We start from the raw sequence: 16,478 nt of genomic DNA on the forward strand, positions 1-16,478 counted from the left end.
TTTAAATCATTCCGAAAAATAATTTGAAGAAAGGGGCAAAACCTTATGCCCCAATGCTTTTATGCAGCAGTTTCTTCAGTAATGGATATAAAACATCTGGCAATGTATCGACATCTGGTACAAAAATGCTGAACTTGCCATACATATCTTGAATGGTTTTCATCTGTGCTTCTTCTATCGGTGAATTGGATAAAAACACATTGATCACCTCAATGCCCTTTTTCCTCGCTTCAAGAACTGCTTCATGCGTATCGACAATCCCGTTTTGTTCGTAGCTGAAAGCAGCTGGCTCTCCGTCTGAAAAGACAATCAGAAACTTTTGCTCTTCTCTTCGCTTTAAAATCATCTTTGTCATTTGACGGATCGCATAGCCATCCCGGTTATCCTCTTCTGGCTCAAGAGACATAATAGAAGGCCCTGCATCAAATAGAGAATCTTTGAACGACACGACTGTGTTGAAGTAGTTTGGCTGACTTGTTTCTGTTGCGTCGTTTGTATCTTCCCAAAACCCAACAATTTGATGTGGGACTTGCACGGATTTTAACGCTTCATGAAAGAGAACAATGCCTTTTTTCGTCTCATCCATCTTGTCAAACATGCTCGCTGAACAGTCTACTAATAAGGTGAAAACAGCATCAATCTGAGAAGACGGTGCCTGTTTTTTATAGAAAAGACGCGGGTTAGACTCTGTAAAGTAGCGAATCAGCTTTTTACTGAGACGTCCTGCATGAAGGTCTGTTTTAGGCCATGATTTTTTATGTTCAAGTGTTTTTTGGATCATTTGTTTTAAGCGTTTCTGATAAGGCTCAATTTCCTTCGCATGCTGCTTGTATGCATCGATTTGTTCTGGCTTAGGAGGATCTGGTGAAATCATGACTGGAAACGCATATTTGTTTTCTTTTCCATTCTCATGGCCATCTGCTCCGCTTTCTTCACCTTCAGCCTCTTCCAGCGCTTCAAGCTTTGAATAATCTTTTCGGTGTGTTTGCTTTGCAGAGCCTTGGACAGTTCCGAGTGCCTGATCTCCGTCATCACCTTCTCTTGCCGCATCCTTACCAAGATCACTTTTACCGCCGTGCTCTAAATCAAATTGAAGGAAGCTTTTGGATGGCGCTTCGGTTTCTCGATGCCACACTTCCATATACTCTTGGTGAATGTCTTCATCGCCTTCTTTTTCTCGGTCGACTTTGATGTCCTCACTTAATGTAGGTTTTCTTTTTAAGTCATGGAACAGCGGTTCTTTTGCCGCTTGTTCATAGTCCAATTCAGGGAAGAAAAAGTACGTATTCAGCATATCCTTTTCAAGCAGTTCATCGAACCCTTCCATCAATTCTTTGACAATAGCTGCGATGTCTGCTGTTGAACCCGCATCATACACACGTTCAAGACTTGACTCAATAAACGGAATCATCGGGTTGATCTGCTCATGAAGAGGCGGAATCTCTTCGAGCGGAGAATCAGCTGTCAGCTTCACATAAATCGCACAAAAGAGTGCATCTGTTAAAATACTTCGTTCTTGGTTAATCGTTAATTGTGTCTTAAAGTGACGCCGGTACAGCTCTCTTCTTCGTTTAAATACCTTTTTTGTTCCTGGGCGGTCATGTTTAATCCGCTCTTCAATCCGGATATCTTCAAACAGCATAAACAATTGTTTACATACATCAGGAATGGATAATGTATGAGCAAAGCGAATGATCCCCTGAAATACCGTAAGATCACTATAAACCGTGCCTACTGCACGAAGGAACACATCACTTTTCAGCCCTGCTAGCATATCTTCTTGTTTACGATCATCCCAAAAATGACTGATGAAAATTTTCTTTTCAAACGGTTCATAGTAGGACTGCACACCGTATTCAAGCTCGACATCATCACTTTTTGCTAACGTTTTGGCTAAATCCGTTAATTCCATAAATAAAAATGAATCGATTCTGCTGTCATTAAATTTGATGAATTTCAAAAGTCAGAACCTCACTCGAATAATGTTTGGGCGATATTTCTTACCGCTGCTTTTTCCCGGTCATCTTCCAGCTTTTCAACAATGCCTCGTTCAACGGCACGAAGCGGCGGAATGTATTGCGCAAGATCACAAGTATCTAGGAGCGCGCGGATGGATGCTGCTTCTTCACTCACCTGTCCGTTATGAGCTTGTGTAATGAGGTCTGATGAGAGCTGAACGAATTGATCAATTAACCGCTCATCCTTTAAAACAGATTGAGATTGCAGTACATCTTTCAGAATTCCGCCCCCGATATATGGAACGTCAATGACCACAAAACGGTTTTTTAACGCTTCATTTAGAGGCACTGTGCCGACATATCCTTCATTGATTGCCGCAATGACCCCAAAGCCTTCTTCTGCTCGAACAACCTCACCTGTAAATGGGTTTGTCATCATTTTTCTGTAGTCGAGTACACCATTTAAAATAGGCAGTGTTTCTGGCTTCGCCATGTTGATTTCATCAATATATAAAAGATGGCCTTTTTTCATTGCTTTTGTCACAGGTCCTTCAATGAATTCAATCGAAGCCACCTGACCATCATTGTGGATGGTTTTATAGCCAATCAAGCTTTCGGCATCAAGATCAACCGAGCAGTTCACACTGTGCATCGGCTGCTGAAAGAAAGCGGATAATGTTTCTGCGAGTTTTGTTTTACCTGAGCCGGTCGGTCCCTTTAAAAGAACGTTTTTTCCAAGTGCTAATGCAATCATGGCATCTTGAATGATAGAAGTATCCTGTGATTCATAGCCGCCTGTTCCAATAAGTGGACGAAATTCTTCTTCCAGCACTTTTGCTTTTGCTTTAATCATTGCTTGAATTTCTTCTGGGAGTGATTGTTCGTTAAACATGTATGATTAATTCCTCTCTTCGATCATTTTCCTCACCAAGTATACTAAAAAAACCTTTATGCACTCAATACATAAAGGTTAGACTTCTGTTATTTTACCATTTCTTTTGTGATCGATCCGCAAGCGATTCGTTTCCCTGAGTTACCAGAAGGGTTACTTAAGTAATCATCTGCTTCTGCATGAATGATAAAGCTTCGCCCATTTTGATCGATTAATTGATTCGGGCCTCCCTTTAACGTCACATCTGGTACGTTCACAACAACATCAATTTGTCCATCTGCTCCTACCTCTAAATTAGGCATATCTCCAGCATGGTGCCCCTTTGGATTGTCAAAACCATGCTCTCTATGGGTTGGATTAAAGTGAGCTCCTGCCGTTTCAAAATCTGGCGTTTCACATATTCCTGTTTCATGAATATGAAAACCGTGAGCTCCTGGCGGCAGCCCTTTCGCTTTTACATGCAGATCCAGGCCATTTTCTGAGGACTCTCTTATTTCAATGCTTCCTATTTTTTGCCCGCTTTCGTTTATGAGTGACGTCGTGACTGGTGCTTGTTTAGGTGCTGCAACTTCGCTTGTTTCTTCTGTCGTTTCTTTTTTTGGCGGTGCATGACATGCTGATGCGGTAAAGATCAAACATATCATGATCATCCACACTGACTTTTTCATTTATGACTGCCCCCTTTTGTTATCAGTATGGACAATCACAGCAGCGGGCAAACAAAAAAAGCCGAAAATCGGCTTTTTTTAGAAGAAACGTTTTGCACCTAAGTAGGCTTTTTTCCAATATGGATTGCTTAAGTTCGAGATTCCTACTCCATTGTCACTTGCATGAAGGAAATCTCCCCCGCCAAGGTATAGCCCCATATGAGAAGGGCCTGCTTTGTACGTTGTAAAATAAACAAAATCTCCAACTTGTGGTGTGCTTACAGGAGTCATCATATTCCAGTAGCCAGCTGTGCTTAATCTGGATACAGATGAAACTTTGTTAATGAGATAGTAAACAAAGCCGCTGCAGTCAAATCCTGCTGGTGTATTACCGCCCCATCTGTAAGGAACGCCTGTCAGCTTTTTCCCTTCTTGGATCATTGTCGTGATCTTTGCATTCATTGGTACATTGTTTTTGTTATTGTCGACCGGAGTTGTTGAACCGTTAGACGTAGAACCATTCGATCCAGTTGAGCCGGAAGCTGCACCATTAATTTTTAATACTTGTCCAATTCTAAGCACATCACTTTTCAAGCTGTTGGCTGTGCGGATTGATTGAACCTGTACTTTGAATTGATTCGCAATTTTCCATAACGAATCGCCTGATTTTACAGTATAAGATGTTGTTTTCCCGCTAGAAGACTGGTTACTGTTTGAATTGCTTGGTTTAGTAGGTTTGGGCTGACTTGGTTTTGATGCAGCCGTTCCTTTTACTTTCAATACTTGATTCGGATAAATCATATCAGATTTTAATCCGTTCAATGTTTTGATTTCACCAATCGACATATTTAGCGAATTCGCAATTTTCCAAAGTGAATCCCCTAATTTAACCTTGTATGTACTTGAAGATGATGAACTATTTGAATTCGTTGTCTTATTGCTTGAGCTGGAATTTGAAGATGAGTTTGAATTTGATGACTGGCTTCCGCTCGTCTTCGTGCTGCCAGAGACCTTTAGCTTTTGACCAGGACGAATCAGGTCGCTGTTTAAGCTGTTTAGGCTTTTTAAGCTTGCAACTGACATTTTATGATTTTTTGCAATCAGCCATAAAGAATCGCCAAGCTTTACAGTATAGCTGGAAGTCGTTGAAGCACTTGATTTCTTTGCTTTTGACCCTGTTGATGAACTGGATTTCTTGCTTTTTTCACCAGGAATTTTTAAGCTTTGCCCTGCAAAAATCATTGTCGTTTTTAATTGATTAAGAGATTGAAGCTCCGAAATAGTTGTATTGTACTGTTCGGCAATCTTCCAAAGTGAGTCACCGCTTTTCACCTTGATCGTCTGTGCTTCTGCCGGTGCAGCAAACACAGCTGAGCCAGCGATCGCTGAAACTGTGAGGCCGGTTACTACTTTTTTCTTCATAGAGGAATCTCCGCCTTTCGTGATTTTGTTTAATAAGACTTATGTACTAGTTTTGAGTTTAGCATTTAATGGTTCTGCTTCTCTTGCACTATTTTATCTGTATTTCTATTATATTACTCGACATGAAGACGTTGGGCAATAACAAATAGGCTAAAGCAGCCAACTCAAAATGCTAAAACAAAGCCATATCGTTTCTATCGGCTGTTTGTTGTATTTATAAACATTTTTTAAGGAATTTTTAAGTTGACGTTTAGAAATTTGTCAAAACAAGCACGGTGCTAGTTTCATAGTTCTATTCTACATGACAAATTTTTCTGTATCAAATGACTTTTTACTTAATTGGCTGATTTTTCTCCGCAAATAAAAAAGCATCCTTCCGAATGAAGAATGCAGCGTTCGTTTTTATTTTCTTATTTCCGGATCTTTTACGGTAAGCGGGTAGAGCACGCCTTCTTTCGCAAACGACATTTTTCCCGTTTCTTCTGATACGACAAGAACAAGTGCATCTGTCATACCAGAGAGTCCGATCGCTGCCCTGTGTCTTGTGCCAAGCGAAGGACTCACTTTTTTCGATGTAAGCGGCAGCACATTTGCAGCAGAGACAAGTGTATTTTCTTTGACTAAAAGAGCACCGTCATGCAGTGGATTTCCCGGGTAGAAAATGCTTTCTATTAAGGAAGCGCTAATTTTCGCATGAAGGTTTGTCCCTTTTTGAATAAAATCCTCAACCTCATCGCGTCTTTGGATCACAATGAGTGCTCCATGCTTTTGTTTTGATAAATTCTCAATGGCTAAAGAAAATTGAGCAAATCCTGGTGTGAATTCTTCCATATACGCTTGTAAATAAAACGACGAGGCCTCCGCATGCATTTCATTAAACTGATCATGCAATGCTTCGAGATCACAAAGTAAACACTGCTCTGTTTCATCAAAAGAATCAATGATGTCACTTGCATCCTTCATAATGTTCATCAAATGTGTTCTCATCCCGGCTTTAAATATCACTTCTTCGTTTGTCCGATGGATCATCCGATCTTTTCCCTCCTTCTTTCGCTTGTTGTTATAAAATAGCAAATTGTGCACATTCTATTTGTATGGAGGTGAGCTTAATATGACCATTCAGAAAATCATCCAATATGCTTGCAGCATTTTAGGTGTTGTCAGTCTTTCTTTTATTTATGCCCAAATGTTTAAAAAAACGAAGCCATCTAAGAAAAATAATCCGACGGAGAATTGATTTTTTTACATAGCATGATATAATTCCTCTCGTTATTTCTGTTCAGAGAGGAACTTATGATGAGAGAAACGAATAGCATTCGAGCAAGGCTGACACTATTTTTAACCATTTTGATTCCGATTTTAATTACCCAAGCAGGTCTTTCGCTTATTACCTTTTTAGATACGGTGATGTCTGGAAAAGTGAGTGCAGAAGACCTTGCGGGTGTTGCGATCGGTTCTAGTATTTGGACACCTGTTTATACGGGACTTGCCGGGATTTTGATGGCCGTTACTCCGATTGTGGCTCAGCTGATGGGCGCTGGGCATAAAGAAGATGTTCCCCGGGCTGTCTTTCAGGCGATTTATTTATCCTTTCTTTTAAGTATCACTGTGATTGTCATTGGTACGATCAGCGTTCCTTACATACTAGGAGGACTTGGACTCGATCACTCTGTAGAGGATATTGCCCGGCATTTTCTCAGCTTTCTTGCTTTTGGCATCCTCCCGCTGTTTGGTTATTCGGTGCTACGGTCATTTATTGATGCATTAGGGAAAACACGTGTGACGATGTTCATCACGCTCACAGCACTTCCTATTAACTTTGTTTTAAATTACGTATTTATTTTTGGGAATTTTGGCTTTCCAAAGCTTGGCGGTGCGGGTGCCGGTCTTGCATCTGCAATGACGTATTGGGCGATTTTCATCATGAGTATTTGTATTGTCATTAAAGCAGAACCATTTGCCTCATTTCGTTTGTTTCAAAAACTGCCTCGAATGAATATCTCCCGTATAGGGCAAATACTGAAAATTGGCCTTCCTATCGGGTTTGCGATCTTTTTTGAAACGAGTATTTTTGCAGCAGTGACGCTATTAATGGGTCACTTTGATACCATTACAATCGCCAGTCACCAAGCAGCGATGAACTTTGCTTCTATTCTTTATATTTTACCGCTTAGCATCTCAATGGCGTTAACGATCGTTGTTGGGTTTGAAGCGGGGGCTAAGAGGTATAAAGACGCGCAAAGCTACAGCTATATCGGCATTGGAACGGCGGTATTATTCTCATTATGTACGGCCGCCCTCATCTTGCTATTCAGACCAGAGATCGCTGGTTTATATACAGCTGAATCAGCTGTTTTACAAATGACACAGCACTTTTTGATTTACGCGATCTTTTTCCAGCTGTCAGATGCGATTGCTGCACCCATTCAAGGGGCTCTGCGCGGCTATAAAGATGTGAATTATACGCTCATTGCTGCTTTTGTCTCTTACTGGGTCATCGGTCTTCCTGCCGGTTATCTCATTGGCACATATACCTCCTTTGGGGCGTTTGGTTATTGGATCGGACTGATTGCCGGGCTTGCCGCAGGCGCCATCGTCCTCTTTATCCGTCTCAGATTGATTCAAAAACGTCAACTCAGGCATGTATCGAATCACTAAATACAACACAAAAAAGCAGCTGACATAGATCAGCTGCTTTTTTGTTTAATCATTCCATTGATACGTCCAGAAAATTTCTTCATCAAACCATTTTTGGACAACTGGTTCTTTGTTTTTGAGCTTTTGTTCAAGCTCTCTCAGCATGCCCTCTGTTTGCGTTCTATGCGCTCTCAGTGCATTTAATTTGATATCTGCAACATCTGTAATATCAATCACAATATCCGCATGTCCAAGCACTTCTTCTCTATTCTTCGTAATGGCCATGCAGTATGTGACAGGACGGTCTTCTTTTTTCTTGCGGTATAGAGCACGAATCACAGCTTCACCTGTCGCATCATGATCAGGATGTACACCGTGTCCTGGATAAAACGTCACAATGAGTGTCGGTTTGACTTCATCAATGATGGTTTCCATCACATCTGCCAAATACTCGTCGTCTTCAAATTCCAATGTTTTATCACGCAGGCCAAGCATACGTAAGTCTGTGATATCCATTTCTTTGCAGGCATTGATTAATTCCTGTTTTCTTAATTCAGGAAGTGTTTCACGGTTAGCATATGTTGGGCTTCCCATATTTCTGCCCATCTCCCCAAGTGTCCCGCATGCATATGTGACGGGAATTCCGCGTTTTCTGCTTTGTGCAATGAGACCAGCAACCCCAAAAGATTCATCATCGGGGTGAGGCAGCATCACTAGTACATGTTCGTTCATGACTTGTCACCCTTTCTTCTACACCTGAAATGGTGTTTCACTAATTTGTAATGAGATCGCTAGTTTGCCGTCTGGCAAGTGTCCAGCTAATAGCAGGCGGCCTTGGTCATCAAACACATAATCGGTTAATCCTTCTGCGTAAATCCAGCCATCTTCTGTTTTCATTCCAACACGGTATGGACCTTGTCCTTTTATTTTCGCCTGTGAATAGACGACTTTCGCGTTGCGGATATACGCAACAACCGTCATATTTTGTTCATTTACATGAGCTGAATAAGAACCAGTTGTCGTTTCAAGATGAACGAAGACTGGACGATTTAAAAACGATTCAAGATGTGCTGTGACATCTTCCGTTTGAATTGGTTTCATGAGTGGTTCCTTCCTTCATTTTGAATTAATTCTCGCAGCTTTTTCGTATGTAAGCTGATCAGCTGCAGCTGATGATCATGTTTAAGCTCACTTTCTAAAATTCTCTCCACAGCAAGCACATACTTTTGGTGTAATGATTTCCTTGCCCGCGGATGTGTTCGTGCATCAAGTAAGTCATCACATATGGCCTCGTGTAAAGAAGACATATCATCAACATCAAGCTGACGATTTTTCCATAAAGATTGATAGGCGGCTGCAAGCTCATGAGCTGACGACATATGATCACCTCTACAGTTTTGGTAACAACTTATTATGACATGATCCGCCTGCAAAAAAAAGCAAACTGCTCGATTGGCTTAATGAGAATTCGCTGTTTTTTTCATGCGTAATTGAGAGGTGGTAAACAGTAAAATCGCCACCCAAATACAAAGGAACGTCACAATTTTAGCTGCGGATAAGTGTTCGTGATAGACAAACAGCCCTAAAAACAGCGTAATTGTCGGTGCAATGTATTGCAAAATGCCCACTTGATAAAGTGGAATTCTTTTTGCGCCTTCTGAGAATAAAAGAAGCGGCACGGCTGTAAAAACGCCTGCAAAAAATAAGAGACCGAGCGACCCGAAGCTGTTAGGATTCATAGTCACAACAGGTTCTTTTAAGAAAAATAATAAGTACACAAGTGCAGCCGGTGCGAGAAGCAGCGTTTCAATCGTCAAACCAATCGCGCTCGTGAAGCTCATCCTTTTTTTGATCAAACCATAAAAGCCGAAGCTAAGGGCTAATAAGAAAGCAACGACAGGAAATGACCCGTATTGAACTGTTGAAAGGATCACCCCAAATGCGGCAATGAGGATGGCAATGGTTTGCCATTTATTTAGTCGTTCTTTTAAGAAAATAATGCCTAATAGAACGGATACAAGCGGATTAATATAGTACCCTAAACTTGCTTCTAGCATAAGACCATGATTGACTGCCCAAATGTAAACATACCAGTTGACCGAAATTAAAATAGCAGATAAAAGTAATGAAAAAAATGCTTTACCATCCAGTATGAGTCCCTTCACTGTCTGCATTGCTGGGCGGACTTGTTTTAAATACAAAAGAATACCGCACATAAACACAAATGACCATAAAATTCTGTGCGCTAAAATTTCGCCTGACGAAATATGCTCCATCAGCTTCCAATATAACGGGAATAAACCCCAGAGAGTAAAAGATGCTGCCGTGTAGAGAACACCTTTTGATTGCTGTTCGTTCAATGTAACCATCCCTTTCTAAATCTAACGTATATTATAGCACGCACGCAGGCGAATGGGCATATACTAATTCAGGGCATTTAGAAAGGATGATTCGCATGTTCGACTGGAACCGATTATTCCCTTTTCAAAAGCAGTTCTCAAAAGAAGCCTTAAAGAATTCAGATCCTAAAGACGTTGAGCAGTATGTCAATCAAGTCATGGAAAGTGTATTCGGCTCCAATTATCCTGCTCAGTTCCCATTTCAGGACCCCCTTTCTCAAAATCAAAAAACGAGAGAAAGTGATGCCGAAAAAGAAAAAGAGCCAGAAGTCGAAGTGTTCGAGACGACTGATCATGTGTTTGTCAAAATTGAACTTGCTCGTCCGAACACAGAAAAAGTCAAAATCAAACATACAGCCAATCTGCTGTTTATTGATCATTTTCCTGAAGAAGGGACGCAGAAGAAAGTCGTCCTCCCTGCTGCTGTGAAACGAAAAGGAACGAAGGCGTCGTATCAAGATGGTATATTGGAAATTATGTTTTTAAAGCATGATGATCCAGGAATTTCTGAAATTGATATTCCATTATAAAAAGCCTGCTTTAAGAACGGAAGCAGGCTTACTCTTTTTTCTTAATAATATGGTGGATATCCGCCGCCATAAGGTGGTGGAGCAGGCGGTGGTGGCGGCGGGTAATATGGACGGGGATAATTAAAAATCGCACTTCCTAGAAATCCGCCAAGCAGTCCGCCGACTAAAGGAGCGCCAAAACCAAAAAACAAAGGGACTCTGGATTCATATGGCGGAATGCCAGGGGCGCCGCCTCGAAAATACGGAGCATGAGGGTACATGCATTTCTCCTCCTTTGTCATGTGCCTAACATCAGCATATTCATCAGGAGTCAAAATGTTTGGGCAAACCTGAAACTAGGCTTGCTCCTTTTTCCCGTGTGAGTCTGTATACTCCCCTGCCCACCGAGATACCTCATGAAACACATCATGTAACGCATTCCCTTTTTCAGTTAAACTGTAAATGACTTTGACAGGCGTCTCAGGCAGGACGGTCCGCTCTATAATCCCTTCTTGCTCGAGCTCTTTTAAACGCTCTGCGAGCATTTTTTGACTGATCGACGGGATCGTGTCTGAGAGGTCTTTAAAACGCTTTGGTCCATCAAGCAATACATGTATAATGAGACCGTTCCACCTTTTGCCTAGGAGTAAAAAAGCTTGCTGAATGTGTGGACATAATTGGAATTCCATAAATTTCAGCCTTTCTTTTCATGATTGTTTGACAAACTAACGGTGTACAATTTAAAATAACTCTAGTTACAATAAGTAAGTTTCTCACTTTTTAGTTATTGTACCATATTATTTGCAAAAACGGGAGGAAATATCCATATGGCGACCGATCAAAAAACAATTGACATCTTAAAACAAAGAGCTTCAGTAAAAGAGTATGATACTTCTCATGAAATGACAAAAGAAGAGTTAACAGAGCTTCTTGAAATCACAACAAAAGCACCATCTGCTTGGAACCTTCAGCATTGGCATTTCACTGTTTTCCATAGTGCTGAAGCAAAAGCAAAATTACTTCCAATCGCTTACAACCAAAAGCAAGTATCACAGGCATCAGCTGTTATTGCAGTTCTAGGTGACCTTGAAGCTAACCAAAATGGCGAAAAAATCTACAGTGAGCTGGCAGAACAAGGCTTCATTACAGAAGACATTAAAGAAACATTGATGACTCAAATCAATGGCGCATACCAAAGCGAGCAATATGCACGCGAAGCAGCGTATTCAAATGCTTCATTAGCTGCTATGCAATTAATGATTGCGGCAAAAGCAATGGGCTATGATACATGTGCAATGGGTGGTTTCAGTAAAGACGCGTACATCAAAGAATTCAATGTAAGCGGCCGCTACGAGCCGGTTATGCTGATTTCAGTTGGTAAAGCAGCGAAAGAAGCTCATAAAAGCAACCGTTTCGACATCGAAGAAGTATCTGATTTCCTTTAAAAATTGGCAAGGCCTCAGCCTTTATGCTGGGGCTTTTTTATTTGCTTTAAATATTATTTCTACATACTTTCTTTCACCTTCCTCCTCTTTACAACTTCACTCTTTCTCCTTTTTCAAGAATGAAAGCGTTATATTAGTATGATATTCACCAAAATGATTGTTTTTTCTGAAAATGGTCTTGTGATCTAATCTGACAACTGCTATTATTATGAAATTACAAAATATTCAGGAGGAAATCATGAACAAAAAATTGATGCTGGCACTACTAATCGCGATTCCATTCATCGGACAGCTCGCATTGCTGCCTTTTGCGAATCGCATTCATCCATTTGTCATCGGCCTGCCCTTTTTCCACTTCTGGCTCTTGCTATGGATTGTACTCACACCAATTTGCACATTTATCATTTATAAGATGCAACATTCAAATGGAGGAACTGACTAATGCAAGGAAATTTAACAGCTTTATTGATTACTGCAAGTATTATTTTCATCGTCGTGGTCATCGGATTTGCCGCTGGTCGTGACAAATCATCAAGACAGTCAGTAGAAGAATGGTCTGTCGGCGGAAGAAAATTTGGCGGACTGCTCGTCTGGTTCCTCGTTGGCGCAGACTTATATACAGCTTATACCTTTTTAGGGCTTACAAGTACAGCCTATACAGCTGGAAGCGTCGCTTTTTTCGCTATTCCTTATTCAGTCCTAGCTTATTTTATTGCTTATTTCTTTTTACCGAAACTATGGACGGTTGCGAAAAATCACAACCTTACAACACTTGCCGATTATGCACGTGAGCGGTTTGACAGCAAGCTGTTATCCAGTTTGATTGCGATTGTTGGAGTACTTATGCTGATTCCTTATATTTGTCTTCAGCTGAGCGGAATTCAAGATACGTTAACTGTCGCTGGAACTAATTATATTAATGTGAATGCAGTAGTTATTATTTCATTTATTTTAGTCGCACTTTATACATTTTTTAGTGGTATTAAAGGTCCTACATATACAGCCATTATTAAGGATATTCTCGTTTGGGTGATCATGCTGTTTATGGTCGTTTCACTGCCAATTATTCATTTTAACGGCTGGACACCGATGATGAACACGTTAGCCAAAGAAGCACCTCAGCTTCTAACCATCCCTGAAAGCGGTCCTAAGGGAATTTTATGGTTCATTACTGCTTCAGGCGTTTCTGCTCTTGCTTTGTTTATGTGGGCACACGCAGCAACTGGGGTTTTTACAGCCAAAAGCGCAGATGCCATCCGTAAAAACAGCATGTTTTTGCCTCTTTATAATATTGTATTGATTTTGGTCATCTTCCTTGGATTTATTGCTTTTTTAGTCTTACCAGAAGATACAAATCCAAGATTTGCTCTTCTTCATTTAATTCAAACATCATATGGCGGCGTGATGCAGGGGCTCGCTTATTCAACGATTGCACTGGCTTCCCTCATTCCATGCTCCATCATGGCCATTGGCGCATCAAATTTATTTGCCAATAATTTATACCGTGACTTAATTCATCCGAATGTGTCACCTAAAAGATTGACCATCATTACACGTTCGATGGTGTTTATCGTCATCGGACTCGCTCTTTTATTCGGCATGCTGTTCCCAACTGCACTTGTCACGCTTCAGCTCATTGGTGTTTCAGGAATGGTTCAAATCTTCCCAGCTATTGCCATCAGCTTGTTCTGGAAAAAACAATCGAGAGAAGCAACGATTGCCGGGTTAGTCATTGGAATCATCGTTACCTTTACAGCCAATATCTCACAAGTCACGTTCGGCCTTTATGAAGGTTTTCTTGGTTTACTAGCAAACGTCGTCGTTATCTTGATCTTGAATCCATTCTTCCAAAAGAAGGTCACATCCAATTCTGTCACGAATGATCTATTTGAAAAGGATCATGAAAAAACAGAAGCGGTCACAAGATAAGAAAAAGCAGTCCCCTGATGAGGACTGCTTTTTTTATTTCATTTCTTTTTTCAAGACTTCAATGGCTTTTTTCATTTGTGTATCGTTGTTCTTTAACTTATCTTGGATCTTTGTCATCAGAACGGTCGTTGTATCTCCTGTCAGAATACCGTCTGCCTTGAGATCGTTGTCTGTTTGGAAGCTTTTGACGATAGACTGGAATGCTTCATCGTACTCACCGTTTGCTTTTGCTTTGTAGCCAAGCGCTTGGAACATTTTTTGAGCTGCTTTGACTTCATCTCCATTGTCATTTAGCTCATATGATTTTTTCGGGCTTAAGTACGGCAGCTTTGCATAACTTGGGAGAGCTGCTTTCACCTGTGGTTCGATACCTTTTTTGTGAATCCAAGAACCGTCTGGTGTCAGCCATTTTGCAATGGTTAACTTGACACTAGAACCATCATTATAGTTTTGCGCATTTTGAACAGTTCCTTTGCCAAACGTCTTTTCACCCACAATTTGAATGCCTGAAGATTGGTGCAGAGCCGCCGCCATGATTTCAGCAGCGCTGGCTGAACCGCCATTTACAAGGACAACTGCCGGCTGATGGACTTTGCGTTCTTTTTCAGCCTTGTACACTTGTTTCTTCCCTTTTTCTTCAACCTGCATGATGACTTTCCCTTTATCAATAAAGTCATTGCTCATTTCAATGGCTTCTGTCATGATGCCGCCTGGATTATCTCTTAGGTCAATGACAAAACCTTTCGCCCCTTTTTTCTCGAGGTCATCAATTGCTTTATCCAGCTCTTTCGATGTGGTTTCAGCAAAGGACGTAATTTGGATTTCTCCTATTTTGTCTTTTGTGAGTTTTGCATACACCGTTTCAAGCGGAATCGTGTCTCTTGTGATGGTCACATCTACATTGCCGACTCCTTGACGGTTGAGATGCAGCTTAACATCCGTTCCTTTTTTCCCTCTAATGAGAGAGACTGCTTTATTGACCGACATTCCTTTGGTGCTTTTTCCATCTACTTTTAAAATATGATCATGAGGTTTCAAACCAGCTTTTTCAGCAGGAGAGCCTTTAATCGGCGCGACAATTAAAATTTGTCCATCCTTCTCTTCTACTTGTGCACCAATCCCTTCAAATGAAGAAGAAATGGTATTGTTAAATCCTTCGGCTTCCTCCTGATCCATATATGTAGAGTATGGATCATCAAGTGATGCAATCATTCCTTGGATCGCACCATCTACTAGTTTTTGATCATCCGTTTTTTCGTAATACTCATCCTTTACCTTCGTATACGCAGCCATGAGTTTACTAAACTTCTCGTCTCCTGAGACGCTGACAGCACCTTGTTTTGTGATCACAAATGTAATCGCTGAGGACAGTGCAGCAGTCACCAGAATGGCTACCACGAACTTCATTTGTTTTTTCAAAAAAACACCACCTTTATCTCCTTTCATTATTATCAAGGACGATGCTTCATCCGTCAACCAAAGGATCAACTTCTATTTGAAAAGATAAGCCATTTGCCCCTCTATTGCATAATCTTTAGAGAGGAACAGGATAAGGAAAGAAGGGATTATATGAGTGATTATGTAGAAATGCTTGCTTATTTTGGCGTATCAGGTGCCCATCCTGGCGGAATTGAGTTAACAAAAACGATGATTGAGCATATAAAACTGCCGCCTCATGCACGAATACTGGACGCTGGATGTGGTACAGGACAGACCGCCGCCTATTTAGGAAATATAGGTTATCAGGTGGAGGCGATTGATACGCATCCATTGATGATTGAAAAGGCGAACCTGCGATTCAAACGGGAGGAACTGCCGATCCGTGCTTTAGAGGCATCCATTGAGCAGCTGCCCTTTCCAGATCAAGCGTTCTCTCTACTCATCAGTGAATCTGTTTTAAGCTTTACCAAGCTGCCTGATGCACTAGCTGAAATCAAACGTGTGCTTGCTCCTGGCAGTCAATTGATTGCAAATGAAGCTGTGTTAAAAGCCCCTCTTACGCCTGAAGAGCTGGCAGCTGTTCGAAATTTTTACGGCTTTCACTCGCTCTTGTCGCTTGAAGAATGGAAGGAGCAGTTAACCGAAGCAGGCTTCCGTGACATTCAGATTCTCTCATTCGATGAACATATGGTGCAGGAGGAGCCGACAGAGATGGAATTATCTGAACACATACCCCCTTCTCTTTACGAGACGCTGCAAACACACTACGATCTCATTCAAGCACACCGAAAGCAGCTAAGCCACATTCTATTTGAATGTACCGTATAAAATGAGCGAATCTCCTATATGTTTTGTCCAAACTCTATGAAGTCTCTCGCATAGGATAAGAGTGAAAAGAGTTTGTCATAAGGAGGAAAAACATGGAGCGCTACTACAAGCTTTGTCAGCAGCACATGGGGAAAGTCGCTAGAATTACTGACCGTAATGGCAGAGTACACGTCGGACGCATTGAGCGTGTGACAAACCGCAAAGTTTATATTCGTCCAGTCGGCGGGTCTCGCGGAGGCTTTGGCTTTGGCTATTGGGGCGGATATTATGGCTGGGGTGCAGCGTATGGCATCGGCCTCGGTTTCATTACCGGCTTCGCATTAGCAGGATTGTTCTTTTTTTAAAAGAAGAATAAGAGAAGGCCTCCCGAAT

Annotated in this window: 20 protein-coding genes; 8 read left to right on the forward strand and 12 right to left on the reverse strand. The window is 41.2% G+C overall.

Annotation, left to right across the window (positions count from 1 at the left end):
- Positions 1-43 precede the first annotated feature (43 nt).
- The 5 genes from AAZR19_RS13230 to cdaS all read right to left on the reverse strand — a co-directional run bounded on the left by AAZR19_RS13230 (position 44) and on the right by cdaS (position 5,948).
- Positions 44-1,960, reverse strand: a complete 1,917-nt coding sequence (locus AAZR19_RS13230) for a vWA domain-containing protein (RefSeq protein ID WP_197203071.1) — start codon at positions 1,958-1,960, stop codon at positions 44-46.
- An 11-nt stretch (positions 1,961-1,971) separates the two neighbouring features.
- On the reverse strand, positions 1,972-2,850 hold the full coding sequence (locus AAZR19_RS13235) for an ATP-binding protein (RefSeq protein ID WP_041109487.1): 879 nt from the start codon (positions 2,848-2,850) through the stop codon (positions 1,972-1,974).
- A gap of 89 nt (positions 2,851-2,939) precedes the next feature.
- Positions 2,940-3,518 (reverse strand): superoxide dismutase family protein, encoded by a 579-nt coding sequence (locus AAZR19_RS13240; protein WP_197203070.1) that lies wholly within the window; start codon positions 3,516-3,518, stop codon positions 2,940-2,942.
- Between the two features lie 78 nt (positions 3,519-3,596).
- Positions 3,597-4,919 carry a LysM peptidoglycan-binding domain-containing protein gene (locus tag AAZR19_RS13245; RefSeq protein ID WP_076841070.1) on the reverse strand — a complete coding sequence of 441 codons (1,323 nt, stop codon included), beginning with the start codon at positions 4,917-4,919 and terminating at the stop codon, positions 3,597-3,599.
- 402 nt (positions 4,920-5,321) lie between these two features.
- Entirely contained in the window at positions 5,322-5,948 is a 627-nt protein-coding gene (cdaS, locus tag AAZR19_RS13250) for a sporulation-specific diadenylate cyclase CdaS (RefSeq protein WP_434703463.1), read from the reverse strand.
- Between the two features lie 82 nt (positions 5,949-6,030).
- Between cdaS and AAZR19_RS13255 the strand changes: the two genes are divergently transcribed.
- Together AAZR19_RS13255 and AAZR19_RS13260 are read left to right on the forward strand one after the other, a co-directional pair.
- A complete protein-coding gene (locus AAZR19_RS13255; RefSeq protein ID WP_008359993.1) occupies positions 6,031-6,156 on the forward strand; it encodes a hypothetical protein in 126 nt (41 codons plus the stop codon).
- 59 nt (positions 6,157-6,215) lie between these two features.
- Positions 6,216-7,577 carry an MATE family efflux transporter gene (locus AAZR19_RS13260; protein ID WP_076841071.1) on the forward strand — a complete coding sequence of 454 codons (1,362 nt, stop codon included), beginning with the start codon at positions 6,216-6,218 and terminating at the stop codon, positions 7,575-7,577.
- 45 nt (positions 7,578-7,622) lie between these two features.
- Here the strand turns inward: AAZR19_RS13260 and bshB2 are convergent, their stop codons facing one another.
- The 4 genes from bshB2 to rarD all read right to left on the reverse strand — a co-directional run bounded on the left by bshB2 (position 7,623) and on the right by rarD (position 9,925).
- Positions 7,623-8,288 (reverse strand): bacillithiol biosynthesis deacetylase BshB2, encoded by a 666-nt coding sequence (gene bshB2, locus AAZR19_RS13265; protein ID WP_024422693.1) that lies wholly within the window; start codon positions 8,286-8,288, stop codon positions 7,623-7,625.
- Between the two features lie 18 nt (positions 8,289-8,306).
- Complete coding sequence (locus tag AAZR19_RS13270; RefSeq protein ID WP_008359999.1) at positions 8,307-8,657, reverse strand: YojF family protein; 351 nt, start codon at positions 8,655-8,657, stop codon at positions 8,307-8,309.
- Positions 8,654-8,935: a hypothetical protein gene (locus AAZR19_RS13275; RefSeq protein ID WP_024428326.1), complete on the reverse strand. Its 282-nt coding sequence runs from the start codon at positions 8,933-8,935 to the stop codon at positions 8,654-8,656. Before AAZR19_RS13275 ends, AAZR19_RS13270 begins: the two co-directional genes overlap by 4 nt.
- A gap of 78 nt (positions 8,936-9,013) precedes the next feature.
- The gene (rarD, locus tag AAZR19_RS13280; RefSeq protein ID WP_029705997.1) at positions 9,014-9,925 is read right to left on the reverse strand and encodes an EamA family transporter RarD; all 912 of its coding nucleotides are present in this window, start codon (positions 9,923-9,925) and stop codon (positions 9,014-9,016) included.
- An 86-nt stretch (positions 9,926-10,011) separates the two neighbouring features.
- Here rarD and AAZR19_RS13285 point away from each other — a divergent pair, with 86 nt between their 5' ends.
- Positions 10,012-10,485 carry an Hsp20/alpha crystallin family protein gene (locus tag AAZR19_RS13285; RefSeq protein WP_087975895.1) on the forward strand — a complete coding sequence of 158 codons (474 nt, stop codon included), beginning with the start codon at positions 10,012-10,014 and terminating at the stop codon, positions 10,483-10,485.
- Between the two features lie 41 nt (positions 10,486-10,526).
- Here AAZR19_RS13285 and AAZR19_RS13290 read toward each other — a convergent pair whose 3' ends face one another.
- Together AAZR19_RS13290 and AAZR19_RS13295 are read right to left on the reverse strand one after the other, a co-directional pair.
- Positions 10,527-10,745, reverse strand: a complete 219-nt coding sequence (locus tag AAZR19_RS13290) for a hypothetical protein (protein ID WP_087975894.1) — start codon at positions 10,743-10,745, stop codon at positions 10,527-10,529.
- A 75-nt stretch (positions 10,746-10,820) separates the two neighbouring features.
- The gene (locus tag AAZR19_RS13295; RefSeq protein WP_041109504.1) at positions 10,821-11,153 is read right to left on the reverse strand and encodes a winged helix-turn-helix transcriptional regulator; all 333 of its coding nucleotides are present in this window, start codon (positions 11,151-11,153) and stop codon (positions 10,821-10,823) included.
- Between the two features lie 138 nt (positions 11,154-11,291).
- Between AAZR19_RS13295 and AAZR19_RS13300 the strand changes: the two genes are divergently transcribed.
- From AAZR19_RS13300 to AAZR19_RS13310, 3 genes are all read left to right on the forward strand, one after another.
- Positions 11,292-11,909, forward strand: a complete 618-nt coding sequence (locus AAZR19_RS13300; RefSeq protein WP_024428323.1) for a nitroreductase family protein — start codon at positions 11,292-11,294, stop codon at positions 11,907-11,909.
- A 238-nt stretch (positions 11,910-12,147) separates the two neighbouring features.
- On the forward strand, positions 12,148-12,351 hold the full coding sequence (locus tag AAZR19_RS13305; RefSeq protein ID WP_024422700.1) for a DUF3311 domain-containing protein: 204 nt from the start codon (positions 12,148-12,150) through the stop codon (positions 12,349-12,351).
- Entirely contained in the window at positions 12,351-13,838 is a 1,488-nt protein-coding gene (locus AAZR19_RS13310) for a sodium:solute symporter family protein (RefSeq protein ID WP_434703470.1), read from the forward strand. Before AAZR19_RS13305 ends, AAZR19_RS13310 begins: the two co-directional genes overlap by 1 nt.
- Before the next feature lie 33 nt (positions 13,839-13,871).
- Here AAZR19_RS13310 and AAZR19_RS13315 read toward each other — a convergent pair whose 3' ends face one another.
- The gene (locus tag AAZR19_RS13315; RefSeq protein WP_076841075.1) at positions 13,872-15,257 is read right to left on the reverse strand and encodes a S41 family peptidase; all 1,386 of its coding nucleotides are present in this window, start codon (positions 15,255-15,257) and stop codon (positions 13,872-13,874) included.
- A 150-nt stretch (positions 15,258-15,407) separates the two neighbouring features.
- Here AAZR19_RS13315 and AAZR19_RS13320 point away from each other — a divergent pair, with 150 nt between their 5' ends.
- Together AAZR19_RS13320 and AAZR19_RS13325 are read left to right on the forward strand one after the other, a co-directional pair.
- On the forward strand, positions 15,408-16,106 hold the full coding sequence (locus AAZR19_RS13320) for a class I SAM-dependent methyltransferase (RefSeq protein ID WP_041109510.1): 699 nt from the start codon (positions 15,408-15,410) through the stop codon (positions 16,104-16,106).
- Between the two features lie 92 nt (positions 16,107-16,198).
- On the forward strand, positions 16,199-16,450 hold the full coding sequence (locus AAZR19_RS13325) for a hypothetical protein (protein ID WP_024422704.1): 252 nt from the start codon (positions 16,199-16,201) through the stop codon (positions 16,448-16,450).
- Positions 16,451-16,478: the final 28 nt, after the last annotated feature.

The sequence above is a fragment of the Bacillus sp. Je.9.29.b genome (genome assembly GCF_051129925.1).
Taxonomy (GTDB): domain Bacteria; phylum Bacillota; class Bacilli; order Bacillales; family Bacillaceae; genus Bacillus; species Bacillus safensis.